Raw genomic sequence first — 23,350 nt, 5'->3', positions numbered from 1 at the left:
CGGTTCTTGTGCTCAGCCAATCAGGCTGTGCGCGTTGATAACAGCAACTTAGAATTTATAGCTGATACCCCCATAAATTGTCCGACCTGACAGGAAGTAGTCATTCGCGGTAGCCATATAATCGCGTTTTTCATTGGTGATATTGGTGACACCCAATTTCAGATCAACGTGTTTGATCGGCGTATAGGTCGCGCCCAGATCGACGGTATTGAACCCTCTGGTTCTTCTCGACTGCTTATCGAGCAGATATTGATTGCCCGTGTATTGATAGGAGAGCGACGTAGAAAGGTTGTCCAGCACTTGCCACGTTAACTGGGTATTGACCGTATTCTTAGGCGTCTGCTTCAGACGCATTTTGGTGCTGCGATCTTCCGCATCGACGATGGTCCAATTGGTGGCCCAATTGAGGCTTTCGGTCAGATCGACCCATACGGAGGTCTCAATACCGCGAATGCGTGCTTTATTCACATTTTCATAGGTTAGCAGTGTCGCTTTGCCATCCCAGGTTTGAGCCTGAATCATATCCTTAAGGTCGTTATTGAACAGGGTCAGACCCGCACCATAATGCTCAGCCTCATAGGCAGTGCCCAACTCATAGCTGACAGCGGTCTCTGCCTTCAGGTCAGGGTTCCCTACCGTATGGCAGAAAATGCGGCAAGAGATCACGGCGAAGCCTGGGGTAAATTGCGCGATGGTTGGTGCCTTGAACGCCTTGTTTACCCCCCCCTTAACCACCCAGTTATCGCTCAGGCTGTAGGTCGCGTAGGCGCGCGGGCTAAATTCTGAGCCGTAAATTTCGTGCGAATCGACTCGACCGGCAAACGTCAGAGCCAGATCGCCGAGTTTAAATTCATCCTGCAAGAAAAACGCTTTCTGGCTTACCGCCACGTTGCCATTTTGCAAGTTCAGGCTGTGTTGTAATTCGGTGTTCCGATATTCGCCGCCAGCTGTGATCAAATGATCGCCAAGGTAGCCAGAGACTTGCCCATCCAGGGTTTTATTATCCTGAGTAATGTAGGCTTTGCCGCCGTTGAGTTGCGAGTTATCCATCAAATCGACGCTTTCGAAGTAGTAACGTAAGCGCGTATCGATGTACTCCCAACTACCATTGTGTGTCAGGCCAAACCCAATGCGTTCCATTTTTTGAATATTTCGTGGTGATGCACCGTTGTTATTCCACAGCACATCACGATCGTCTTTTGCGTAAGTGGTGTCGAATTCAATATTTTGCCTGTCATCGATAAGCCAGGTCAGATTGGTCAGTGCATTGAAGGTATCGCGGGCTTCCAGCGCATCCGAGTTGGGGTTGCGGGATTGATTGGTGCGCCAGGCATCACGTTTCCCCCCGTCAACGATCACGCTGCCGAGCAGTTTATTGTCCAACAACGGGCCGCTGAGGTAGCCGCTCAAGCGGTTACGCCCGCCGCCATCGCCTTCCGTGGGGGCTTCAAAACCGTAACCTATTTCACCCGCTGCCGTTTCACCCGGCTGACGCAGGATCACGTTGACGACGCCACCCAGCGCGTCGGCACCGTACAGGGATGACATCGGGCCGCGAATCACTTCAATGCGATCGATAGCGGAGACGGGGATCGTGGAGAGATCGAAATCGTTACCCATGTTGCTGGCGAGCGCTTCACGCGAGTTGATGCGTCGGCCATTGAGCAGCAATAACGTATAGTCGGATTTCATGCCACGAATTTTGATCTCTTTGCGGCCGTAGGTGGTTGAAGGATTAATGCTGATACCGGGCAGTTTTCTGACAGCATCAGAAACGTCGTTAACCGACATTTTTTCCAGTTCGGCGCGGGTGACGACCGAAACGCTGGCCGGTGCGCTGAGCGTGGTGTGTTTTGTCTGTGTGGCGGTAACAACAAACGTTTCATTTGTTACATTTTCCGCGATCGCTCCAGTGGAAAGGACGGTCAATCCTGTGGCGAAAAGGGTGCGATAGAGGGTATTAAAAACCAGGCGGCGTGGTACATTTTGCTGCATGTTAAAAAACTCCGTGGTTGAAGCGCGCAAAGAAAAAATACTGTGATTTTTTTTGTCGTTTTAAATCATCAAAATAGAGATATTAAAGGCCGGTTCGCGAGTGATATGCATTAAGCGCCAATGCATCCATGCCTGATGGTGGCAGCAGTAAAGCACGTGCATTTCGGCTGAATGTAACATCCATGTTAAATGCATCTTTTGTAATAATTTGAAATAACATGACGTATCTTAATGGGCGTTTACTCTTTTTAAAAGTAAATGATAACTATTTTTATTATCAAATGAGTGGACGATCACGCACCGATTTTCAGGGTGATGATGTGTGAGGGATGAGTGATAAGAGATCGACAACGAGAGATCGGCAATAGCGGCTACAGGCTGTAATGCCACAATCCATGTTGGTTACAATAGATCCATACACAAAAACCACGCTTACAGTTGAATTTGCAGTCGCGCCCTTTGCATATGGCGCGATCGCAATAAACGTAGGCATCTTTATCTGCCAGGGCAAACATCACTGTGCTTTCTTCTCCTGGGGCCATAAATTTTAACTGCCCCCCCTGGAAGGTATGCAGATACACCCAGGCAATGTGATGCGGGAGCGTCATTGGGTGTACAGGTTGACCGACAGTGACGCTCAGGCTATTGCTCTCGAAACCGCCTCTTACCGTGAGAGTGATGTGATGAGCATCGTCAGGTGTCTGTGCGAGAAGGTGTTTCATTACGTGACCACAGCAATCAGGTGGCTGGGATGGGTTGTTGCCAGCAACGTCGATCATCAGGCGCAGGCAGCGCTCACACTGGTAGAACTGGGGTATCGGCATGTAAAAGGAGGGTTTGGTGCTATTTTTGTGGCGCATTGAGCGCTGTGTCGCCGTAGGTTTACTGTTTTTTGGCGTAGTGGATAATAACTTCATTATAAACCTCCGCAGATCATATTTCTGTGATGAATATTTCCATTAAAATAACGTGAAAGAAAAATAATCCCATAGACATTTTATTTATTTTCCTGGATAAATCGATCCTAAAAATAATAATCATATGAAATAATAAATCATAGGCTATTTCAGCACTGATTACTTTTTTAATTTTCTTTTATTCATTGATTTTAAATGATTTTTTATTTTATGTTTGATTTGTCCAGTTTTGTGTTTTAAATGTCGCTGGTTGGATAATTAGCACCAAATCTATACTCAGTTTAGAAACGGGAACACACAATAAATCTACTCATTCTAAATGGAGTAATATCATGGCCCTATTATCAGAGCAGGCACTGGTTGCGTTGAAAGAAAAAATTCGCCGTGTGACGGAAAATGATTTGGAAGAATTACAGTTGGAAGTGGAAAGAACCAATGTTTTTCCCGATGCCTATTATGATGTTTGCCGCAGAAACGATCTGTTTCGTCTGGCCATCCCTGAGACCTATGGCGGCATGGGACTTAACTGCGAGCAATTCTTTGCTGTAATGGAAGAATTTTGTCGCGGCCCTGGTGGGATGCGCATGAATCTGCATCATGCCAACGGCTTGAATTGGCGAATTCTTCACGATCACGGGGCAGAAGATCTGCGCGCAAAATGGTTGCCCAAACTGGCCAATAAAGAGGCTTACATCAACTTTGCTTTGACAGAAGCCGATTGCGGTTCGGGGGCTGATATTCGCACCACGGCGGTAAGAAAGGGCGATAAATATATACTCAATGGCAGTAAAACGCTGATCTCACACACCGATATTTCCGATGCTTCCTACGTGATAGCGGTTACCGATGAAGCCAAGCGGAAAAAGGGCGGCCTCACCGCATTCTTTATCGAAACGAATACCCCCGGTTACTACATTGATCCGATGCCGCACATGATGGGATGCCGAGGGGCTGGGCATGCTTATCTGCGCTTTGAAAATTGCGAAGTGCCAGCACATAACATCATGGGCCAGGAAGGCGATGGGCTGGATATCTTTATGAATGCCCTGGCGCATTCCCGCGCGATGATCGCGGTAACCTGTCTCGGAATGTCGCAGCGTTTTCTTGAACTGGCCATTGCGAGAGCCAAAGACCGAGTGACTTTCGGTAAACCGCTAGTGGCGCGCCAGGCGATTCAACAAACGTTGGCGGACATGGGCACCCAGGTGCATGCGTTACGCGTCATGTTGCGTGACTGTGCGCAGAAATTCGATCGCGGTGAGGATATCGAAATGGTATCCGCCATGTGCAAACTGCACGGCATCGACACGGTACGCACGGTCTCTGACAGTTGCCTGGAAATCTTCGGCGGTATTGGCTATTTCGAAGATAACCCCTATGGCCCGGTAGAGAGAATGTACCGTGATGCACGCGCGTTATGGTTCGAGGAAGGGCCACGTACGGTGCAGCGTCTAACCATCGCCCGTCCGTTGATTGAAAGCCGCGGCGTCATTTTGTGATAACGCCCTACACCCTGCAATAGTGACCGCCGTAAGGCACGTCCTGCGGCGTTCCCCCCCTGGGAGTCATCATGAACGCATCTCTTGGAAACAGACGCTGGGGTATCATTGCCCTGCTGATCGTCGATTACTTTGTTATGTTTGTCGCCCGCAGCAGCATGTCCGTATGTGGGCCTGCGTTAATGCAACAGTTTGGCTGGAGTGCCACCGAATTCGGCTGGATTTCCACCGCATTCTTTATTGGCTATGCCGTAACCATGTTGCCTGCCGGTATGCTTGCCGATCGTTTGGGCGGCGGGGTCGTACTGGTCACAGGCACGTTGTGGTGGGCGCTTTTTACTTTCCTTACCCCGTTAGGCGAGACGCTGGGGGCCATGATGGCGTTACGTATTCTGGTTGGCGTTGGGCAGGGGTTGCTGGTGCCTGCCAACTTTTCACTGTTGGCCCACTGGGTGCCAAAAAGTGAAACGGGAAAAGCGACCGGATGGTTACAGGTGGGATGCCCCGCCGGGATCGCTGTGGCAATGATCGTTGCCGCGGCGATCGTACAACTCTGGGGCTGGCAACGGGTGTTCCACATTTTGGCGTTGCCGGGGCTGCTGTGGTGCCTGCTGTGGTGGCGCTGGGGCGCTAATCGCCCGCAGGACGATAAGGTTGTTAGCCAGGCAGAGCGCGATTATATCTACGCGGGTCAACAAGGGGATAATATCACGCAAAATAGCCCGCCATTGAGTCGGCGCGATATTTTTTCAACACCTTCCGTGTGGTGCTGTGCGCTGTGCTATTTCTGTACTAATTATCTGTTTTTCCTGTTTATGACCTGGCTTCCGACCTATTTTGCGTTGGGGCGCGGCATCAATTTAAAACAAAGTGCGATATTTTCCATGTTGCCCTATTTGGCCGCCATCATCGCCTATCCTTTAGGAGGGACAATTACCGATTGGGCGGTTCGGCGTATGGGACAAAGCGCAGGCCGGAAGTTTACGCCAATGTTGGGGCTGCTGCTGGCAGGGATGTTTCTGATTCTGGGTACACGCGCTAACAGCCTGGGCGCGGCGGCAGCGTTAATCTCTGCTTCCAACTTTTTTCTCTGCTTTACGATGGGCGCACATTTCTCCATCCCGATGACATTCTCGCAAAGCAATACCGGGCTGTTGGTGGGACTGAACGGGGTATTCGGCACCACAGCGGGTATCTTGGCACCGGTATTTTCTGGGGTAATCATCGATATTACCGGCCGGTATGAGTATGCCTTGTATCTGGGAGCCACTGTTGCCATTTGTGGCGCGTTGTTTATCTGGGCTGCGCGTATTCAACCCATTGTCAGCCGTGAGCAGACGTCTGCTCATGCTGCCCACCCGGTGCGTTAAGGGGAATCTGTTATGGCAACCACTATTCCTGCCTATACGCTCTATGGCGAGCAAACAGCGCTAAGCTGGGAGAACTTCTTCAACGTAGAGCGGATTTCGTTTCGTTCCCGCGCGCTGAACTGGAAAGTATCCCCCCACGTACATGAGACGTTGATACAACTGCTGTTTATCGAGCGTGGAAGCGTCGATCTGTTGCTCAATTACAGCCATTACACGGCGCAAGCGCCTTGCCTGATTTTGGTGCCTGCGCAAACCGTGCATTGTCTGGCCTACACGCCTGATTCTGAAGGGCTAACGGTGACGGTTTCACAAAAGCCGCTGGAGTCGGTCATTAAGTTGCTGGCGCCCAATGTGATAAAACTTCTGGCAACGCCCTGTATGTTTTCATTGGCTCAGATGCCGGAGGAATGTTCGGTGGTGCAGGACGCTTTTGAGGTTCTGTTGCGTGAATGGCACACACCGAGCTCGACACAAACGGCCATGGGCATGTCGCTGCTGACGTCTTTGCTGTTGCACATTGCGCGCATTAGTGGGCGGGCCAGTGCGCCGCAAACCTATGAAGTGTGTTCGCGCAAGACCGCGCAGGTGAACAAGTTTCTGGCCCTGGTTGAGGAGCGCTTTCGCCAACGGCTGGCGGTGAACAGCTATGCGCAGCACATGGGTATGACTCCCGGCCATCTTTCCCGTCTGTGCCGCTTGACGCTGGGGATGTCCAGTCTGGATGTGATCAATCGTCGAGTGATTCAGGAAGCGCAGCGGGAGTTGGTTTATACCGCTAAAACCATCAAACAGTTGGCGGCGACGTTAGGTTTTAATGATGAAGCCTACTTCACCCGATTCTTTCACAAACACGTAGGCGTTAGCCCGACACTGTTTCGTGAATTAGCGGTAAAGCAGATGGCCGCGGATGCGGCGCAGCAAGAATGTGACTGCCCATTGAGCGAGGCTGCCTGCTGGGAGGCATTGGCGTAAGTGATAACCTGTACCGCGGGTTACTGATTATTGGCATAACAATCAGGCTCTCTTAGCGAGAGACTGAGATTGCTGACAAACCGTTTTCGGCACGTCCGTGTTTCCCGGCGAATCACGACGAGGGGCGCTCCGGCGGCTTACGCCGCTACGACCCCATCGCCGCACTTCGCCTAACAACGGGCTTTGTCATCAGTCTGAGGCTCTCTTAGCGAGAGCCTTTGTTGTTGGGATCAGGCGGAGAACAGGGAAGGGTGGACTTGCTGGTGTTCATCCAGCCCGAGGCGTTGCAGAATGTCTTGTCGCAGCAGGTATTTCTTTATTTTCCCGGATGCGGTGCGCGGCAAACTCTCGACGATCACCAGATGCTCGGGGTACTTGTACTTTGCCACGCGTTTACGGCTGAAAAAGGCAATCACATCTTCTAGCGTCAGCACGTGGTAGGGGGCTTTAAGCACCACATAGGCGCATGAGCGTTCTCCCAAACGTTCATCGGGCATGGCGACCACGCCCGCATCGCGGATGCGCGGGTGTTGCATCAGAAGATCTTCCACCTCGCGGCTGCTGATATTCTCGCCGCCGCGCACGATGATATCTTTCTTGCGCCCGGTGATTTTGATATAGCCGTCGGCATCCATGCGGCACAGGTCGCCGCTGTAATACCAGCCATTTTCATCCAGCGCGCGCGCCGTTAATTCCGGTTCATCCAGATAACCCATAAATACATTTGGGCCGCGCGACGCTTCTTCACCTTCTTCCCCATACGCAACGGTGTTGCGCGCTTTATCGACCACTTTGATTTCAACGCCCGGCGCCGCCTGCCCGTCAGTGTTGACGATCCGTGCTGTGGGATCGTCCAGCCTCACGACGGCGTGCGGTGAGCTTTCCGTTGACCCGTACACGCTGAGCAGTTTGATGCCCATCTGCATACAATCTCGGGTGATCTTTTTAGGGATCGTAGTGCCGCCGCACAGGAAAAAGCGCAGCGATGACAGGTCGTAAGGTTTTTGCTGTACGCAGCACAGCAGGTCGTAGACAAACGGCGTCGCGCCCAGCACGCAGGTACAGCGTTCCTGCTGTAGCAGTTCAAGACAGTTTGTCGGATTAAAAATATCCAGCAGTACGCTACGCGCACCGATGATAAAGGGGGCGGTGACACCGTGTAAAAAGCCGGTGGCATGGCCCAACGGTGCTGGCATCAAGATGGTATCCAGCCAGGTCAGGTTCAGTCGCGCACAGTAGGCGCGTTCGCTGGCCAGAATATTGTTGTGTGTCAGCATCACCCCTTTGGGCACGCCCTCCGTGCCGGAGGTAAAAAGTACGGCGGCCAATGCATCGCCGTGCACGCGGATCGGCGTCTCCAGTGGTGCAAAATCCTGCAATAGTTGACTGAGCGCCAACGTGGTCGCGTTGGCGGGCGCCAATTTATCCACGGCTACGATGTGCCGCAGGTGAGGCAACTGCCCACGCAGTGGAATGGCCCGGTCGATAGGCTGAGTATTCTTGAACAGGGTGGGGGCGAACAGCACTTTAGCCTGGCATTTATTGAGGATCCATACCAGCTCGGTTTCACGGTAGGCTGGGAGTAGCGGTACGGATACCGCGCCCACCTTCAGACAGGCCAGATAGATAACCGTAAACTCACACCATCCTGGTAGCTGAAAAGCGACGCGATCGCCGGGTTCAATCCCGCAGGTGAGTAGAAAGCTTGCAACACTGCTTGCTGCGCGGTCTAGCGCGGCATAGGTGTAAGACGTCCCTTGATGGTCAATCACGGCAATCTTGTCCGGCATGGCGCTTTGTGTTTGGTGCCAATAGTCGGCGAGTGAGGCGTCTCCCCAGAATCCTTGCTGACGGTATAACGCCCGACGTTCAGCGTTAAATGCTATTGAAACGGTCATGTGTTTTTGTCTCAGTGTTTAACGGCCGCCAGGACGGCCGTCGATCACTTTTACGGGGGGATCAACCAAAGCGGAATTCGATGCCGAACGTACCCTGCGGGTATTCCCATTGCTCCAGAATGGTTTCACCGCACAGTACCCGGCAGGTACCGCATTCCAGACAACCGGCAGAGTCGAAATGGATATTTCCTGCCTCATCCTGCTTGTAGAGCCCCGCCGGACAAGCCTTGAGCAATTTACGAAACTCAGCCATATCGGGGTTGTCGGCCAGAATGATGTGTGGATGGCCTTCATCCACATGGAACTTGTTGACGCCCAGTTTGACGTCCACATTGACGCTGTTGTCGTGACTCATAGCGCTGTCGCTCCTTTGATGCCGTCTTTCAACAGGTTTATCAGGCCAACCTGTTTGGCACGCTTCATGATTTTTGCCCGCACTGGCACGTTAGGGCCGCCATCAATGATGAACAGATCGCTCATGATATCGGCCACCATGCGTGGGTACTGGGTGAACATGCGTGGGTTTTCCATCATGGCGGGCACCTTGCGATAGTGGTGCATATCGCGCAGCACGAAGCTGTGTTCCAACGTGCGTTTGTATTCCATCAGGCTGGCGGATGAGAAGTCCTGCCGCTGTTTTGCGGCAATCGCCGCGTTGGCAGCTGCCTGTGCAGAGGCAATCGCCAGATCCATGCCGCGCACGGTGTAGCCCAGATTGAGGCATAGACCGGCCGCATCGCCGACGATCATCACGCCGTCATCCACCAGACTGGGCACCATCTCCAGCCCGCCTTCGGGCACCATGTGTGCCGAGTACTCCAGCAACTCTCCCCCCTGAATCAAGGGGCGGATCGTCGGGTGTTGTTTAAAATCTTCCAGCATCTGCGGCACACTTTTACTGGCGTGGGCGATATCGCCCAAACCGCAGACCAGACCCAGTGAAATTGAGTCTTTATTGGTGTAGAGAAAACCACCGCCCATCAACCCGTTGGAAGGCGAACCGGCAAACAGCCAGGCCGCACCTTCTCCCGGTGCCAGGTTAAACCTGTCTTCGATTTGCGATGCGGGCAGGGCAATCAGCTCCTTCACACCGACCGCATAGTGATGCGGTGACGGAGGCGGAACCATACCGACGGAACGGCCCAGCAGCGAATTCACGCCATCGGCCAGAATCACCACGTTTGCCTCCAGCGCATCTTCCCCCGCCTGCACGCCGGTGACCCGGTTGCCTTCGCGCAACAGGGCATCTACCCGCACGCCGGGAATAAACTGCACGCCAGCCTGTTCGGCTTTTTCCATCAGCCAGGGATCGAACCGGTTACGCAACACGGTATAAGAGGCTTTGGCGGGGATATCCGGCTGTTCGCTGTGGTAATCCATGGTGACGGCGCTTTCGTCGGTGAGAAAGGAAATTTTTTCTCGCGTGACTTTGCGTTCAACCGGGGCCTGTTGCGCAAACCCAGGCATGATGCTCTCCAGACTGTGGGCGTAGAGGCGTCCACCGGTCATATTTTTACTGCCTGCGCTGTTGCCACGTTCAATGACTAATACATCAAGCCCGGCTTGCGCCATCACATAACCGGCGATGCAGCCCGCAACCCCGGCACCGACGACGATGGCATCAAATTTTTCTTCCGACATGGTTCCTGCTCCCTATCCCGCCACAGTGGCGTGGCGGGATACGTGCTGTTAACGAAAAGACCAACAAATGAGGGTTAGCGGGTCAATTGCTCAACCAACGCCGGGACCACTTTGTAGATATCACCGACCAAACCGTAGTCGGCGTATTTGAAGATCGGCGCATTTTTGTCTTTGTTAATGGCGACGATGGTTTTTGCCCCGTTGCCGCCCACCATGTGCTGGATTTGACCGGAGATCCCCAGTGTCAGGTAGAGATCGGATTTCAGCAGCACGCCAGAGACACCGATATAGCGCTCGCGCTCCATCCAGTGTTCCCCTTCAGCAATCGGGCGTGAGCAGCCGACTTCCGCGCCCAATACCGTTGCCAGGTCTTGAACCATGCGCAAATCTTCTTGTGAAACTAATCCACGGCCCACGCCAACAACGCGTTTGGCCTTGCTCAAGTCGACGCTGCTCAACGATTTGGCGCGGCGTTCAACACACAGGATTTCCTGGCGCGGTGTAACATAGTTAGCCTGATAAACCGGACATTCAGACGTCGCATTGGCCGTCTCGGGCTCGATGGCACCCGCTGCCAGCGTCACGATGGCAACCGCGGTATTGATTTTCTCTTTGCCAAACGCCAGGCCACCGTACATACGATGTTCGGCATACAGCGCGTGCTCTTCTACCGTCAGGGTAGTGACGTCGTTGACGACGGCGGCATCAAGCAGCACGCTTAACCGGGCCGCCAGCGCCTTACCGCGCTTGGTGGCCGCCAGCAGGATCAGCGTGGCGGGAAAATCCGTCGCTGCCGGTTTTTCGATCAGCGATGCCAGCGTTTCGGCATAGTTTTCGATACGTTGCTGTGCCGTTTTGCCCAACACGTAGAGCCCCTGCGCGCCGAGCGGTTTAACGGCGGCAACCTGCGTGTCATCTTGCACAACGGCGTAAACCTGCTGTCCCCACTGGCGTGCGCCCGTCATTAATTCGCCGTAGCGCTCAACGTTATCGCTGAACACCCATACATTGGTTAATTGACTCATGATGATATTCTCCGGGTTAGTTCAGCGCTTTTTTCAGGTGTTCGGCCAGTTCGGCGATCGCTTCCGGCGAATCGCTTTCCAGAATGATGTGCTTACGTTCCGCCTGTGGTGGCACGTGGATCTGCGCCAGCTCGGTGTGAGGTGCAGTGCGCTGCCAACTGATATCGTCGGCTTTCCATTGGGTTACCGGCTTTTTCCCCGCGCCCAGAATCGCCTTCATGGAGGGGATTTTTGGCGCATTAATATCTGATGTTACGCAAAGCACAGCGGGCAGCGGCAACTCAAGAATTTCCACTTCCTCTTCCAGCGTGCGTTCCACGCGCACCCGGTTGTCCAGCAGTTCAATCTGGCTCACGGCATTGACGGTAGGCAACTGCAACATTTCACCGACCAGCAGCCCAACCTGCTGCGCATAGAGATCGCCAGAACCTTCGCCGAACAGCAGCAGATCGAAGCCAATCTTGCGGGCCGCCGCCGTTAACACCTGTGCGGTATCCTTGGGTAGCGCATTGTCTAACTGTGCATCCTGTACCAGAAACAGTTCATTCGGTCCGCGCGACAGCACATCCTTGCGCACTTTGGTGTTGTCCAGCAGGCTGCCGCCGACGCTCAGCGCCGCGACCTGCCCATCGGCACCGGCCAACTGGATGGCGGCCTCGATGGCGTTTAAATCAAACTGGCTGATTTTTGCATCGGCGCGGTCGAAATTGAGCGTGCGTTGGGCGGTAACCACAATGTCTTGCTCTTCGGGCACCAGCTTAAAGCAGGTTATTATTTTCATGGCGTCTCCTATTGGTCGCTCGCAGGCGGTGCATCGAAAAATAATATCGATGTGCCTCAGAGAGATATAAAAATTTGATGGAAATAGTGTGCGGGGGATAGGGGTAAAAAACGACATGATAATATGTTTTAGTTACCAACAATCTTGCAAAAAAATTGTGCGCGGCGGCAGATAAATGTATTCCATGACATATTGCTAATGCGCTATCACCTTTAAACATCACGGTGACATTTGCTACTGTGCATTCTCGCTGAAAACAAAGGGTGAAAATAAGATGTGATGCGCATCATAAATGCGAGGCTTTTTTTTAATTGGAATTATTAACACGCTCACTAAATAATGAAAATCTCAGGGAATTGTAAATGTGATGTTTTCTGTATGTAGGAAGTGCGTATTTTAAATGAGAAAAAACAGTCAGGGTTATGCGTTAAAAACACCCCCTTTTCTGGTGGGGCAATCAGGCGGTGTAATCTTGCATGATATGCAAACAATCTTGTTTTGCGTGGTTTAAAACGTGATATACAGTACAGGTCGTTGCGCTACTTTACCCCTAAATAATTGGCTTACACCTTACTGCTTCCCGTGGAGGTTGTCATGTATCAGCGCTGGTTTGACAATAATACCGATACCTTGTTTGAAAAGGGAATGACGCCCAAATTGTCCCGTTTTGTGATCAGTGATGACCCAAACTGGGAGTCAGGACACCATGTGCATGATGCTGAAACGGAGCTGATCTACGTGAAAAGTGGCGTAGCCCGGCTTATCATCGATTCGTCCAATTATGTTGCACAGACCGGGGATATTGTGGTGGTGGAGCGTGGCCGATTGCACGCCGTCGCCTCCGATAATGCGTCCCCGGCAACCACCTATACCTGCGCCGTTTACGGATTTAAATTCCGCGACAGGGATGAGAATCAGATCATGCAGTCCAATTCCTGTCCGGTGGTGTCGGTGGTGAAAGGAAAAGAAGTAATAAAGAGTATATTTCACGAACTGGGCGTGATGTTACCCCAGCAAAAAAATCTTTTATCCTCGCCAGTCTACGATGCTTTCGGCTATGCCTTGACCGCGTTGTTTTATGAAAACTTTAAGAATGCCTACCGTTCAGAATCCGGATATATCCGCAAGGAAGTGTTGGTAAAAGATATATTGGTTTATCTGAATAATAATTATCGGGAAAAGATAACCCTGGATCAGCTCGCTAAAAAGTTCCGTGCCAGCGTGAGCTACATCTGCCATGAATTTACCAAGGAATATCATATCTCTCCCATCAACTATGTGATTAAGCGCCGGATCACTGAGGCAAAATTTTCGCTAACTAACACCGAGTGCAGTTTGAACGAGATAGCCCTTCGCGTCGGGTATGACAATGTCGATCACTTCGCCAAATTATTCATGCGCCATGTTGGCTGTTCACCCAGCGAATACCGTAAACAGTTCAAAAATAGTCTGAATGGATTGGAGTATATAACGGAGTTTGGCGAGAGCTCAGAATTGTTGCTGTGAGGGGGATACTCGGTTGAGACGCCAGTGTGAACCGGCGTCTCAACCCGTCAGTTATTTACTTTGATAATCTTTCAGGATCTGCCGTCCGGCAATGTAAATCATGATCTCATCGGTGCCGCCGCCAATTCTTTCGCAGCGCACGTCACGCCAGAAACGGGATACGCGTGCATCATCCGTATAACCCAGCCCGCCCATGATCTGAATGGCATCATCGATCACTTCCAACGCGGTGCGTGCGCAATAGAGTTTGCACAGCGCGGCACTGGTGCGTAATGACAGCTCCTGATCCGCCTGCCAGGCGCATTTCAGCACCATATTACGCATGTTCTCGATTTTGATGGCCATCAGCGCCAGTTTCTCCTGGATCATCTGGTTATGACCAATTGGCTTGCCAAAAGCGATACGCTGGTTGGCATAACGTGCGGCATCTTCGAAGGCGCACTCGGCAAAGCCGGTGCTGCGCGCGGCATTGATCAGGCGTTCCATTTCGAAATTGTACATCACGTTCAGGAAACCCATGCCTTCTTCGCCCACCATGTCGCTCTCTTCCACTTCGACATTATCGAGATAGACTTCGCAGGTGGTCAGCATATGCCAGCCGATTTTGTGCAACGGGTTGATTTTGATACCGGGCTTATTCGATTCCACCCACCACAGGGTGAAGGCTTTTTTCGGATCCTGCGGCTCGGGATCGCGTGCCAGCACCAGCATATAAGGGTACTCTTTGGCACCGGTGATAAAGGTTTTTTGCCCGTTGAGATACACCTTACCGTTTTTACGCGTGTAGCTGGTGGTCGCACTGCTGTTGTCCGAGCCTGCGCCCGGTTCGGTCAGGGCCAGTGAATAGGCCGGATCGCCGGTAGCCAGCGTGCTCTCAGCGGTTTTGCGCAACTGCTCGGCAGAACCAAAACGACGCATGCTGTGGATGCACTGACCGTTAGTGATCAGGAACGCCGGTGCGCCGTTTTTAGACACTTCCATCAGCGCCAGCATCTGGGTGACATAGTCCGCCGGAATACCGCCAAATTCTTCCGGCACGCCCAGCAGGGAAATGCCGTTATCGGCCAGCGCCCGCATAAATTCTTTCGGATAAGTACCGGTTTGGTCGCAGGTTCTGAAATACTCTTCCGGGAAATCACTGGTGATCAATTCCCGAATACTGGCAAGCAGCAGCTCTTGCTCTTCAGTTAAGGCAAAGTCCATCGTTTTTACTCCTGTTATTGTTCAGCGTCAGGCAATACAAAACCCATCACGTCATCGAAAAAGAGGCGTGTGTCCATCAGTTTTAAGTCGGGCGAAATGACCGGGGTAAAGTCCATCTGTGCCAGAATGTCTTTTTCCAGATCGACGCCGGGAGCGATCTCAACCAGGTGCAAACCGTCGGCTTTTAAGGTGAAGACGGCGCGTTCGGTGATGTAACGCACATCCAACCCGCGTTCGAGCGCAATTTTTCCGCTGAACGTGATCTCCGGGATTTCCTGAATGAATTTTTTGACTTTCCCTTCCTGCACGATCGACAGCTTGCCGTCGCCGACGTCAGTTTTTAAACTGCCCGCCGTCAGGGTGCCGCAGAAGATGATCTTCTTCGAGGTGGCGCTGATGTCGATAAACCCGCCGGTACCCATGATCTTGCCGTTGAATTTATGCACGCCAACGTTGCCGTGTCGGTCGATTTCAGCAAAGCTCAGGTAGCACACATCCAACCCACCGCCGTGGTAAAAATCGAACTGAGAGGTCATGTCCAGAATGGCGCGGGTATTGACGTTGGCACCGAAGGCTACGCCTTGCGTGGTAATCCCGCCGATGGGGCCGGTTTCCACCGTCAGCACGAAGTCATCGGCACAGCCCTCTTCGCGAGCCACCAGACCGATGCCGTCGGCGATGCCGACCCCGACGTTACCGACCGCACCTTTGCGCATTTCGAACAGCGCGCGACGTGCCACCAGTTTGCGTTGGTTGAGGGGGATGGCCATTTTGGTGCTGTCATCCAGCACGAAATCGCCGGAGATAAAGCGGTTGACGGGCGCACCGCCATACAGCTGGGTTTGCGTTGAATCAACCACCACAATGTCGACCAGATAGCCGGGAATGCGCACGGATTTAGGATGCAACGTGGCCTTTTTAACCATCTTCTGCACCTGCATCATCACGATACCGCCATTGTTGTGTACCGCTTGTGCAATCACCAGCGCATCGAGGTACATCACTTCATCCTCGAAAGACGCGTATCCTTCGCTATCGCAGGTGGTAGCGCGGATAAAGGCGACATTCGGCGCAATGGCCTTGTAGAACAGGTATTCCTGATTATCGATTTCGACCAGTTTGATCAGATCGTCTTTGGTCACTTCATTCAGTTTGCCGCCCTGTTGGCGCGGGTCGACAAAGGTACCAATACCGATATTGCTCAAAATACCCGGTTGGTGAGCAGCGGAGGCGCGGATTGCTTGCGTCAGCACCCCTTGCGGGTAGTTATAGGCGACGATCTTGTTTTGTTCTGCCAGATCGGAAATTCGCGGTGACTGTCCCCAGTGGCCGCACAGCGCCCATTTGACCAGACCTTCCTGTGCCAGCGGACTGATGCCACGCTCGGCGCGGTCGCCTAATCCTGTTGGGCTGATCAGCGACAGGTTGCGCGGTGACTGCGTGGTTTTATAGCGGTCGGCGAGGGCAGTGATCAGTGAGGTGGCTTCCAGAATGCCACCGCCGGCCCCCAATACGCACAGGGTGGCTTCATCGGGGATGTAATTGACCGCATCCTGTGCCGAGAGCACCGGCACTCGGCCATTAATTCTTTTCGGTTTTTCCAGTTTCATTGCAACTCCTCGTGATAAGCGAATGAACGTGCGCTGCCCTTGGCGGCGCAAACGGCTATAGCCGTGCCATCGCTATTCAGGATTGGTGTAATACCGTCAATACGGCGCGCAAATCTTTAACGGCAATTTGTCCTGGGGCAGAGGCCTTTTTCAGTGCGCCAAAGGTGGCGGCTGAACCAAACAGTTCGCCGGAGAGACGGGAGATAACACCGGTTTTTGACATGGACATGGTGATGATCGGGCGGTCCGCGTGCTTCTCATGCATTTCCAGCGTGGCGGCCAGCAGGGTGAGCACATCGTCTTTGTTCTGCGGCATCAGGGCGATTTTCGGGATATCGGCACCCAATTCCTGCATCTTGCACAGGCGTTTGACGATCTCTTCTTTTGGTGGCGTCTTGTGAAAATCGTGGTTGGACATGATGACTTTCACGCCGTGAGCATGGGCAAACGCCACGGTATCTTTCACCAGCGCATCACCGGTAAACAGCTCCAGGTCGATCATGTCCACCAACCCGCTCTCCACCACCGCTTTGTTCAAGGCAATGTAGGCCTCGGCAGAGAGCGCTTTTTCCCCACCTTCTTGCTTGCTGCGAAAGGTGAACAGCAGGGGTTTGTCGGGGATGCCGTCGCGCAGCGTGCGCACAGCCTCCAACACACTGGCGATGGAGGTAACGTCATCGAAATGATCGGCGCGCCACTCCAGAATATCGACGTCGCCGTCCTGATAATGGTGGGCTTCAGATTTGATGGCGGCGATGTCTTTGCCCATCAGCGAGACGATAATTTTTGGTGCGCCTTCGCCAAACACCCGATTTTTTACGGTTACGGTTTTCATGCTTTTCCCTTTACGTCATCTTTTTCCACACAGTCCGATAACGCGGCGTGAGGAATACGCCGCGTACCGACGTGTTTTAGGCGTTAAAGCCCATCACTTTTTTGATGTGTTCCAGCGGAAACTCTTTACCGGTCCAGAGCTTGAACTGCTCAGCCCCTTGCCACAGCAGCATGCCGTAGCCATCAATGGTCTTGCAGCCTGCGTCCATAGCCATTTGCAGCAGCTTGGTGATGTGCGGGTTGTAAACGCATTCGGTGACCAACAGTTCCGGACGCAACATGGCGATATCGCTCACAACGCATTGATCTTCGAGTGGCTTCATGCCGACTTTAGTGCCGTTGGTCAGAATATCGGCGTGTGCGATGGCGTCGGCGAAGGCTTTCTGATTCGCTAAATCACTGACAGTGACGGTGCAATCGGTGTTGTCATTAACGCGTTTTGCGAAGGCGAGTGCCTGCTCGTAAAATTCATCTTTACGGTTGAACAGTTTGATCTCTTTGATGCCTTCAATCGCTGCCTGAGCACCAATTGCTGTTGATGCGCCACCCGAGCCGACCAACACCATGGTTTTGCCTTGAATATCAAAACCGCTTTCTTTGATGGCGCGAATATGCCCGGTGCCATCGGTGTTATAACCACGCAAATACCCGTTATCATTAACAATGGTATTAATGGCACCGACCAATTTGGCGGCCGGTGTTAATTCATCCACATATTGGCAGGCTAATTGTTTATTGGGCATGGAAACGCCAGTGCCGCGCATTTTCAGCGCTTTAAGGCCTTCAATTGCTTTACCGAAGGTGGTGTTGTCCACTTCAAAAGCCATATAGGTGAAAGGCAAACCCGCTTTTTCCAACGCCTTGTTTTGCATTTCCGGCGAGAGGCTGTGTCTGATGGGATAAGCCATTAATCCAATCAGTTCGTATTTTGCGGTAACATCCATTCTAAACTCCTTACACAAGGTAATAATTGGTGGTGCAGTTATTCAGGCAATAGGCGGGCGCTTATCGCGCAAATTGTCGATTGCCGTTCTGTTCAGGTTTTGAAATCTATATTCACATTCTTGAGGCGGCGTTATTGAAAGAAACGTTCGCCGAACCGTAAATCGCTTTGCGGGATTTTGAACACTTTGTAGTAGCGAATAAAAACCAAGATGGCAGTAACAAAGGCCAACAGGGCAAAAGCGATATCCAGCAAAATAATGTATTGCAGACCGATTTTTGACAGATACCCCGTGATTAGCGGAATTAAGAAGTTAGCCAGACCGCCCATCATCATGTAAACGCTGGTGACTTTGGCTTTGCTTTTTGGGAAGAATTCGGACATCACAGAAACGCCGAGCTGCAATATCCCGCCTGCGGCTGAAAAGCCGATAACAAAGGCGCCCACATTACACACCAACGGTGACGGGTAGAGATAAATAATCGTGGCGGTAATCACCGAAACCCCGGTATTAAACACGTTGGCCCATACCGGACGCACCATGCTTTTCAACAGCAGGGCGAAAATAAATACGCACACCAGTGAACCCATGCTGTAATACGAGATGGTTTTCAGCGCATCGGCTTCTGCCATACCGGCAAATGCCATAGCATATTTGGGCATCCAGACCACAATGACATAAAAGGTAGAGAATGCGGCAACGCCAAAAATGATAGAGGCAACCCCTTCCAACCAGGCGAGCGGCTTGCTGTTCATCTGCGGTAATTCATTGGCAATGGAGGCATCCACCAACTGGCTGGGGAACTTGCTTTTCAGCAGCAGTAACGATACCAACACAAACAGCACGCCGGGGATGATCATCGCATAGCCATACCAGATGTGACTGAGCAGCAGGTAGCTGACCAGCATCGGATATAACATCTGCCCAAAGGAGATCATGGCTTTTAATAGAATGACGGCTGAACCTGATGTTTTGGGATAACACTCCATCAGTGCCGGATAGCCACCGGTATCCAGCGCCGCATTGGCAACGCCGACGCACACGGCCAGGGCGAAGGCGACAATCAGATTCGGGCTGGCGGGAATACCAAAGAAGAACAAAATATATAAACTGACACCCAGCAGGATGACAGAACGGCGGCCAAATTTGTCAGAGATGACGCCAAAGAAGAGAATACTGACTAATCGGCCTAAGCCAATGCCCGATATCAGGTACGCAATACCCGCATTGTCAGTACCAAATTTCTCCGCAAGGGATGTCATGTTTTGTGCCAGCGTAATAACGCTGACGCCATGTAAAAAATAACTGAGATAGATACCGACGACGGCTAATAAGAAGGGCGCATTGAAGGCCTTATTCTGGCTCATGCTTTTCTCCGCATTTCGTTAATGATTCTGCTTGTTGTTGATATTTTTTATAACCAGGGATAGCGGTTTTCGTTTTTCCTGACCTTTTGTATTTCAATAATGAGCGGTGCTGCGTGAGAGATGGTTTATTCTCGTTATGTAATGTATTAAATGCGGGGAATAATAAATACGTAATATGCCGTTTTAGTTGCCAACTTTATTGCTGTGCAATGTGAGAAAGGGGAGAGGGGGGATGTTGATGAAATGTTTTTATTTCACAAGTGCCCTACAATAACGCTATCTGGAAAAAGGCGGGTGTGCATCACATTGTGTTCACGAGCAGACACTATTTTGTGATCTCACAGGCAGTATTATTTTCTCAATTTATCAGATGGCGTATATATGCTATAACGCAGTGTCATTCTTGTCTGATTTATGTTTTTACTCATTAACAATTGCGTTACGCGGCGCATTTTTGCTGCGCCGACAGGCGTACCGCTTATATTGCACAGCACCGAAACAATGTTGCATTAGCCCTGTTTGACGGGCAGTGGCAACGGTAAAAGCGGGATATGCTGGCAATAGGAACTCACCACTCTCACTGCGTGCGAATGATGCCGTGATACCTTGCCAAGAGGCTGGTTATGAATTTAAAACAGCTGCACTACTTTAAACGCCTGGCTGAAAAACAGCATTACACTGAAGCGGCCTCGAGCCTGTTTATTACGCAGCCGTCGCTCAGCCACGCTATTGCAGAACTGGAGAAAGAGCTGGGGGTGATGCTGTTTGAAAAATCGGGCAGGAATGTACGCATTACCCATGCGGGCAAGCTTTTTTTACCTTATGTGGACAATGCGTTACTGGAACTGGAGAATGGCCGTCTGGCGCTGCGTCAGATGTGCGGCCCACAGGATGACGTGATCAGTCTGGCATTTATCTACACCATGGGTGAAACCGTGGTGCCGCGCCTGGTCGATCGTTTTGTCCATCAACCGGGTAATGACAACAAGCGCTTCTGTTTTTATCAGGGCACCACGTCAGCGCTGGTGGACGACCTGAAAGCGGATAAATACGATATGGCTATCTGTTCGCTCGTCGCGGATGAGAATGAAATAGAGTTTTTGCCGCTGATAAGCCAGGAACTGGTGCTGGTGACCTCATGCCAACACCCGTTGGCTCAGCAAGCGCAGGAAGATATCTCACTGGAAGAGGCGATTTCCTATCCGTTTATCTTCTTTTCGCCGAAAAGCGGGCTGAGTCAGTTTATCGATAAGATGTTTATGCAGAAAAAACTGATCCCGGAAATTGCCTGCTACGTTGAAGAAGATACGGCAATGGTGGGATTGGTTAGCGTCAACTACGGCATTGCCGTGATGCCGCGTATCAGCACGCTCTCACGCTCGGATCTGCATGTGATGCGCATCCGCGATCCCGGCCCAACCCGCTATATCTATCTGGCTACGCGTAAAGACAAAATGCTGTCAGCGGCGGCTCAGGGGTTTAAAAAATTTGTCTTTACCGCCTGCCAGACCCTGCAATTTTAGCGTTTGATGCTACTGTGCCCAAGGGCACAGCGGAGCGGTATCAGGATGGACGACGCAGCGCATCGTCAACCTGAAGTTCATCCTCGGTAAGAAGGTTGTCGCGCGTTTTCCGATTACGGTAGCCGATAAACAACGCCAGCAAGAAACCGACGGCAGCAATCCCGGTATCAAACCACATAATGCTGGCAATGCTGGTTTGTGAAAGTCTGGCAGTGATGAGCGGGATCGTGAAGGTGGCGATGCTGCCTGCGCTGTAGTAAATCGCGGTGGCCTTGCCTTTGGCGTGGGGAAACCGTACTGCCATCAGCGTTAGCCCCAGTTGTAGCACGCCCCCCGCAGCGGAGAAGCCAATCACGAAAGAAAACACCATAACGGTGTTCGGGCTGGGATACAGGCACACACCCAGCAGGGCCACGAAAGAGATAAACGTGTAGAGCATCAACAGTGATGTCGAACTGACGGTTTTTCTCACTAACACAGCGGAGATCACCACACAGAGCAGAGAGCCAACGGTGTAGATACTGAGCAGTTTGATTGACATGGTGTAGCTCATGCCCGCCACAAACTGGCCGTATTGCGCCAGCCATTGGCTGATAAGGTAAAACGTTGCCATGGCGATGTAGCCATACAGCGTATAGCTGGTGAGATCCACCAACGAGCAGGCGTGTTGTGTGGTCGTGCGTGTCACAGGAACGTCGGCAGCCAGGGGTTTCTGTGCCGCTTTTCCCGGATGTGCCGGGAATGGATAACGGAACAGGCAAATGCCATTGAGCAGCATGATGCCCGCCGCGATGATAAACGACCAGCCAAACCACAGATCTGCCCATACCAACAGGCTGATGATCATCGGCAGGAGAAACTGTCCGCTGGAGACAAAGGCTTTAATGAGAATGTTAGCGGTGCTGGGGGAAGAGGGGAACGCTTCCATCAGTGACGGGTAGGTGCCGGAATCGAGGAAGCTGTTTGCCATCCCGGCGAGAAAGCCAAAGCAATAGGCGGCAGCAATGCTGTGCGAGCCGAGAATGCCAACGAAAAAGCCGAGATAGCATATCATCCCCAGATACACGAACGGCTTACGGCCAAAACGGTCGGACAACATCCCCGCCAGCAGCAGCAAGCTCAGTCTGCCAATGCCCAGCGATGAAATCACCACGGACACCCCTGCGGCGTCGGTCTGCCACTGTTGCTCCAGATGCGGCATGTTCAGGCTGATTAATATCACGCCCATGCCATGCACCATATAATTGAGATATAATCCGAAGGCGGTTGGTATATATTTGTTTTTCATAGTTAGCCTTGTGAGAAAAACGCCTGAGTGGAAAAGGAAACTCTGTCGTTTTCCTGCCCTGATGCATAATTCCAGTCTTATCTTGGTGTCCTGTCGTGTTCAATTGACATAACCTACAGATTTACGGCCGGTTTTTAAGATGTTTTGATGCTAACAATCCCTTCGGGAAATGAATAATTCCTTTTTTTTTATTAATTCATAGATTGTCTCTATCGGCAAACCCGATAAATGTTATTGATGTTAATTTTTATGCTGAAAACCCCGATATACCTTTCTATTTATTCAATGAAAAAGATACGGATATGTAACACCGGGCAGACGATGCGCTATTGATTAATTTCTCTTGAGGGTAATGGTGATTTTCTCCCGCGTAATAAAGTGGTTAATTTGTGATTTATCTCTCAATAGAGGGCTTGGGCGGGGTAAAAATAGATTTCTGTTTATCATTTTGCTACCGATTATAACGGAACGCAGAGCGCGTAAATTTGTTGTAATACCTCGGTCTTATCTTTATTGGCATCAATGACGTAATGCGCACTTTCCTGATAAAGCGGATCGCGTTCTTTAATAATTCCGGTGATTTCTTCAGTAATAGACAGGCCGGTGAGTGAGGGGCGCTGACTGACCGCTGGGTTTGATTTCAGTCGAGCCACCACGGTGTCGGCAGAGGTGGCAAGGTAAAACACCATGCCGTTATTTTTCATATAATGACGGTTTTTTTCCGATATCACCATCCCGCCGCCCGTTGCGACCACGGCATCACCCAACATAACGTCTTTGAGAATCTGACTTTCGATTTCGCGAAAACGATCCCAGCCTTGCTCATCCACGATTTGCGCGATGGTTTTATTCGTTTGTTTTTGCACCACATCGTCAGTGTCTATAAAGTGCCGGTGTAGCCGGGCTGCCAGCATTTTACCCACCGTCGTTTTACCGGATGCACGCGGGCCGACTAAAATAATCGAATGAGTCATCTA

General features: G+C 51.6%; 20 protein-coding genes. 6 read left to right on the top strand and 14 right to left on the bottom strand.

Annotated features, from left to right (window positions below; all coding sequences use genetic code 11):
• Positions 1-48: 48 nt before the first annotated feature.
• Together J5067_RS07750 and J5067_RS07745 are read right to left on the bottom strand one after the other, a co-directional pair.
• Positions 49-1,995 (bottom strand): TonB-dependent receptor, encoded by a 1,947-nt coding sequence (locus tag J5067_RS07750; RefSeq protein WP_264650808.1) that lies wholly within the window; start codon positions 1,993-1,995, stop codon positions 49-51.
• Positions 1,996-2,366: 371 nt separating this feature from the next.
• Positions 2,367-2,603: a class II SORL domain-containing protein gene (locus J5067_RS07745; RefSeq protein ID WP_264628007.1), complete on the bottom strand. Its 237-nt coding sequence runs from the start codon at positions 2,601-2,603 to the stop codon at positions 2,367-2,369.
• Between J5067_RS07745 and J5067_RS07740 the strand changes: the two genes are divergently transcribed.
• The 4 genes from J5067_RS07740 to J5067_RS07725 all read left to right on the top strand — a co-directional run bounded on the left by J5067_RS07740 (position 2,565) and on the right by J5067_RS07725 (position 6,753).
• Positions 2,565-2,858 carry a hypothetical protein gene (locus J5067_RS07740; RefSeq protein WP_264628008.1) on the top strand — a complete coding sequence of 98 codons (294 nt, stop codon included), beginning with the start codon at positions 2,565-2,567 and terminating at the stop codon, positions 2,856-2,858. The genes J5067_RS07745 and J5067_RS07740 overlap by 39 nt on opposite strands.
• A 386-nt stretch (positions 2,859-3,244) precedes the next feature.
• A complete protein-coding gene (locus J5067_RS07735) occupies positions 3,245-4,411 on the top strand; it encodes an acyl-CoA dehydrogenase family protein (protein WP_264650807.1) in 1,167 nt (388 codons plus the stop codon).
• 71 nt (positions 4,412-4,482) lie between these two features.
• Positions 4,483-5,781 carry an MFS transporter gene (locus J5067_RS07730; RefSeq protein WP_264650806.1) on the top strand — a complete coding sequence of 433 codons (1,299 nt, stop codon included), beginning with the start codon at positions 4,483-4,485 and terminating at the stop codon, positions 5,779-5,781.
• 12 nt (positions 5,782-5,793) lie between these two features.
• Positions 5,794-6,753 carry a helix-turn-helix domain-containing protein gene (locus J5067_RS07725; protein WP_264643283.1) on the top strand — a complete coding sequence of 320 codons (960 nt, stop codon included), beginning with the start codon at positions 5,794-5,796 and terminating at the stop codon, positions 6,751-6,753.
• A gap of 230 nt (positions 6,754-6,983) precedes the next feature.
• On the opposite strand, the gene fadK is transcribed toward J5067_RS07725, so the two are convergent.
• The 5 genes from fadK to J5067_RS07700 all read right to left on the bottom strand — a co-directional run bounded on the left by fadK (position 6,984) and on the right by J5067_RS07700 (position 12,098).
• Positions 6,984-8,651: a medium-chain fatty-acid--CoA ligase gene (gene fadK, locus J5067_RS07720; RefSeq protein ID WP_264643282.1), complete on the bottom strand. Its 1,668-nt coding sequence runs from the start codon at positions 8,649-8,651 to the stop codon at positions 6,984-6,986.
• Between the two features lie 61 nt (positions 8,652-8,712).
• Entirely contained in the window at positions 8,713-9,006 is a 294-nt protein-coding gene (locus tag J5067_RS07715) for a ferredoxin family protein (RefSeq protein ID WP_264643281.1), read from the bottom strand.
• Positions 9,003-10,292: an FAD-dependent oxidoreductase gene (locus J5067_RS07710; protein WP_264650805.1), complete on the bottom strand. Its 1,290-nt coding sequence runs from the start codon at positions 10,290-10,292 to the stop codon at positions 9,003-9,005. Before J5067_RS07710 ends, J5067_RS07715 begins: the two co-directional genes overlap by 4 nt.
• A 74-nt stretch (positions 10,293-10,366) precedes the next feature.
• Positions 10,367-11,317, bottom strand: coding sequence for an electron transfer flavoprotein subunit alpha (locus J5067_RS07705; protein WP_264643279.1), 951 nt, complete (start codon positions 11,315-11,317; stop codon positions 10,367-10,369).
• 16 nt (positions 11,318-11,333) lie between these two features.
• Positions 11,334-12,098: an electron transfer flavoprotein gene (locus J5067_RS07700; RefSeq protein WP_264650804.1), complete on the bottom strand. Its 765-nt coding sequence runs from the start codon at positions 12,096-12,098 to the stop codon at positions 11,334-11,336.
• Between the two features lie 594 nt (positions 12,099-12,692).
• Between J5067_RS07700 and J5067_RS07695 the strand changes: the two genes are divergently transcribed.
• The gene (locus tag J5067_RS07695) at positions 12,693-13,604 is read left to right on the top strand and encodes an AraC family transcriptional regulator (protein ID WP_264643277.1); all 912 of its coding nucleotides are present in this window, start codon (positions 12,693-12,695) and stop codon (positions 13,602-13,604) included.
• Positions 13,605-13,655: 51 nt separating this feature from the next.
• Here the strand turns inward: J5067_RS07695 and J5067_RS07690 are convergent, their stop codons facing one another.
• From J5067_RS07690 to J5067_RS07670, 5 genes are all read right to left on the bottom strand, one after another.
• The gene (locus tag J5067_RS07690) at positions 13,656-14,807 is read right to left on the bottom strand and encodes an acyl-CoA dehydrogenase (RefSeq protein ID WP_264625854.1); all 1,152 of its coding nucleotides are present in this window, start codon (positions 14,805-14,807) and stop codon (positions 13,656-13,658) included.
• A gap of 14 nt (positions 14,808-14,821) precedes the next feature.
• The gene (locus J5067_RS07685; protein WP_264643276.1) at positions 14,822-16,417 is read right to left on the bottom strand and encodes an acyl CoA:acetate/3-ketoacid CoA transferase; all 1,596 of its coding nucleotides are present in this window, start codon (positions 16,415-16,417) and stop codon (positions 14,822-14,824) included.
• Between the two features lie 76 nt (positions 16,418-16,493).
• Positions 16,494-17,252, bottom strand: coding sequence for a type I 3-dehydroquinate dehydratase (gene aroD / locus J5067_RS07680; protein ID WP_264643275.1), 759 nt, complete (start codon positions 17,250-17,252; stop codon positions 16,494-16,496).
• Positions 17,253-17,328: 76 nt separating this feature from the next.
• Positions 17,329-18,195: a quinate/shikimate dehydrogenase gene (ydiB, locus tag J5067_RS07675; RefSeq protein WP_264643274.1), complete on the bottom strand. Its 867-nt coding sequence runs from the start codon at positions 18,193-18,195 to the stop codon at positions 17,329-17,331.
• 131 nt (positions 18,196-18,326) lie between these two features.
• Entirely contained in the window at positions 18,327-19,562 is a 1,236-nt protein-coding gene (locus tag J5067_RS07670) for an MFS transporter (protein ID WP_264643273.1), read from the bottom strand.
• A gap of 623 nt (positions 19,563-20,185) precedes the next feature.
• Here J5067_RS07670 and J5067_RS07665 point away from each other — a divergent pair.
• On the top strand, positions 20,186-21,085 hold the full coding sequence (locus J5067_RS07665) for a LysR family transcriptional regulator (RefSeq protein WP_264643272.1): 900 nt from the start codon (positions 20,186-20,188) through the stop codon (positions 21,083-21,085).
• 40 nt (positions 21,086-21,125) lie between these two features.
• Here J5067_RS07665 and J5067_RS07660 read toward each other — a convergent pair whose 3' ends face one another.
• Together J5067_RS07660 and aroL are read right to left on the bottom strand one after the other, a co-directional pair.
• Positions 21,126-22,373, bottom strand: coding sequence for an MFS transporter (locus tag J5067_RS07660; RefSeq protein ID WP_264650803.1), 1,248 nt, complete (start codon positions 22,371-22,373; stop codon positions 21,126-21,128).
• A gap of 458 nt (positions 22,374-22,831) precedes the next feature.
• Positions 22,832-23,347, bottom strand: a complete 516-nt coding sequence (gene aroL / locus J5067_RS07655; protein ID WP_264650802.1) for a shikimate kinase AroL — start codon at positions 23,345-23,347, stop codon at positions 22,832-22,834.
• Positions 23,348-23,350 lie beyond the last annotated feature (3 nt).

Origin of the sequence: Candidatus Symbiopectobacterium sp. NZEC151 (assembly GCF_025962655.1) — a bacterium.
GTDB lineage: Bacteria > Pseudomonadota > Gammaproteobacteria > Enterobacterales > Enterobacteriaceae > Symbiopectobacterium.
Note: the sequence above shows the minus strand (reverse complement) of the source record. Positions and strands in the feature narration are given on the sequence as shown.

Excerpts from the sequence above, each read along its gene's own strand:
- J5067_RS07750 (WP_264650808.1), bottom strand. The coding sequence starts at position 1,995 with ATGCAGCAAAATGTACCACGCCGCCTGGTTTTTAATACCCTCTATCGC.
- J5067_RS07740 (WP_264628008.1), top strand. The coding sequence starts at position 2,565 with ATGCAGATACACCCAGGCAATGTGATGCGGGAGCGTCATTGGGTGTAC.
- J5067_RS07745 (WP_264628007.1), bottom strand. The coding sequence starts at position 2,603 with ATGACGCTCCCGCATCACATTGCCTGGGTGTATCTGCATACCTTCCAG.
- J5067_RS07735 (WP_264650807.1), top strand. The coding sequence starts at position 3,245 with ATGGCCCTATTATCAGAGCAGGCACTGGTTGCGTTGAAAGAAAAAATT.
- J5067_RS07730 (WP_264650806.1), top strand. The coding sequence starts at position 4,483 with ATGAACGCATCTCTTGGAAACAGACGCTGGGGTATCATTGCCCTGCTG.
- J5067_RS07725 (WP_264643283.1), top strand. The coding sequence starts at position 5,794 with ATGGCAACCACTATTCCTGCCTATACGCTCTATGGCGAGCAAACAGCG.
- fadK (WP_264643282.1), bottom strand. The coding sequence starts at position 8,651 with ATGACCGTTTCAATAGCATTTAACGCTGAACGTCGGGCGTTATACCGT.
- J5067_RS07715 (WP_264643281.1), bottom strand. The coding sequence starts at position 9,006 with ATGAGTCACGACAACAGCGTCAATGTGGACGTCAAACTGGGCGTCAAC.
- J5067_RS07710 (WP_264650805.1), bottom strand. The coding sequence starts at position 10,292 with ATGTCGGAAGAAAAATTTGATGCCATCGTCGTCGGTGCCGGGGTTGCG.
- J5067_RS07705 (WP_264643279.1), bottom strand. The coding sequence starts at position 11,317 with ATGAGTCAATTAACCAATGTATGGGTGTTCAGCGATAACGTTGAGCGC.
- J5067_RS07700 (WP_264650804.1), bottom strand. The coding sequence starts at position 12,098 with ATGAAAATAATAACCTGCTTTAAGCTGGTGCCCGAAGAGCAAGACATT.
- J5067_RS07695 (WP_264643277.1), top strand. The coding sequence starts at position 12,693 with ATGTATCAGCGCTGGTTTGACAATAATACCGATACCTTGTTTGAAAAG.
- J5067_RS07690 (WP_264625854.1), bottom strand. The coding sequence starts at position 14,807 with ATGGACTTTGCCTTAACTGAAGAGCAAGAGCTGCTGCTTGCCAGTATT.
- J5067_RS07685 (WP_264643276.1), bottom strand. The coding sequence starts at position 16,417 with ATGAAACTGGAAAAACCGAAAAGAATTAATGGCCGAGTGCCGGTGCTC.
- aroD (WP_264643275.1), bottom strand. The coding sequence starts at position 17,252 with ATGAAAACCGTAACCGTAAAAAATCGGGTGTTTGGCGAAGGCGCACCA.
- ydiB (WP_264643274.1), bottom strand. The coding sequence starts at position 18,195 with ATGGATGTTACCGCAAAATACGAACTGATTGGATTAATGGCTTATCCC.
- J5067_RS07670 (WP_264643273.1), bottom strand. The coding sequence starts at position 19,562 with ATGAGCCAGAATAAGGCCTTCAATGCGCCCTTCTTATTAGCCGTCGTC.
- J5067_RS07665 (WP_264643272.1), top strand. The coding sequence starts at position 20,186 with ATGAATTTAAAACAGCTGCACTACTTTAAACGCCTGGCTGAAAAACAG.
- J5067_RS07660 (WP_264650803.1), bottom strand. The coding sequence starts at position 22,373 with ATGAAAAACAAATATATACCAACCGCCTTCGGATTATATCTCAATTAT.
- aroL (WP_264650802.1), bottom strand. The coding sequence starts at position 23,347 with ATGACTCATTCGATTATTTTAGTCGGCCCGCGTGCATCCGGTAAAACG.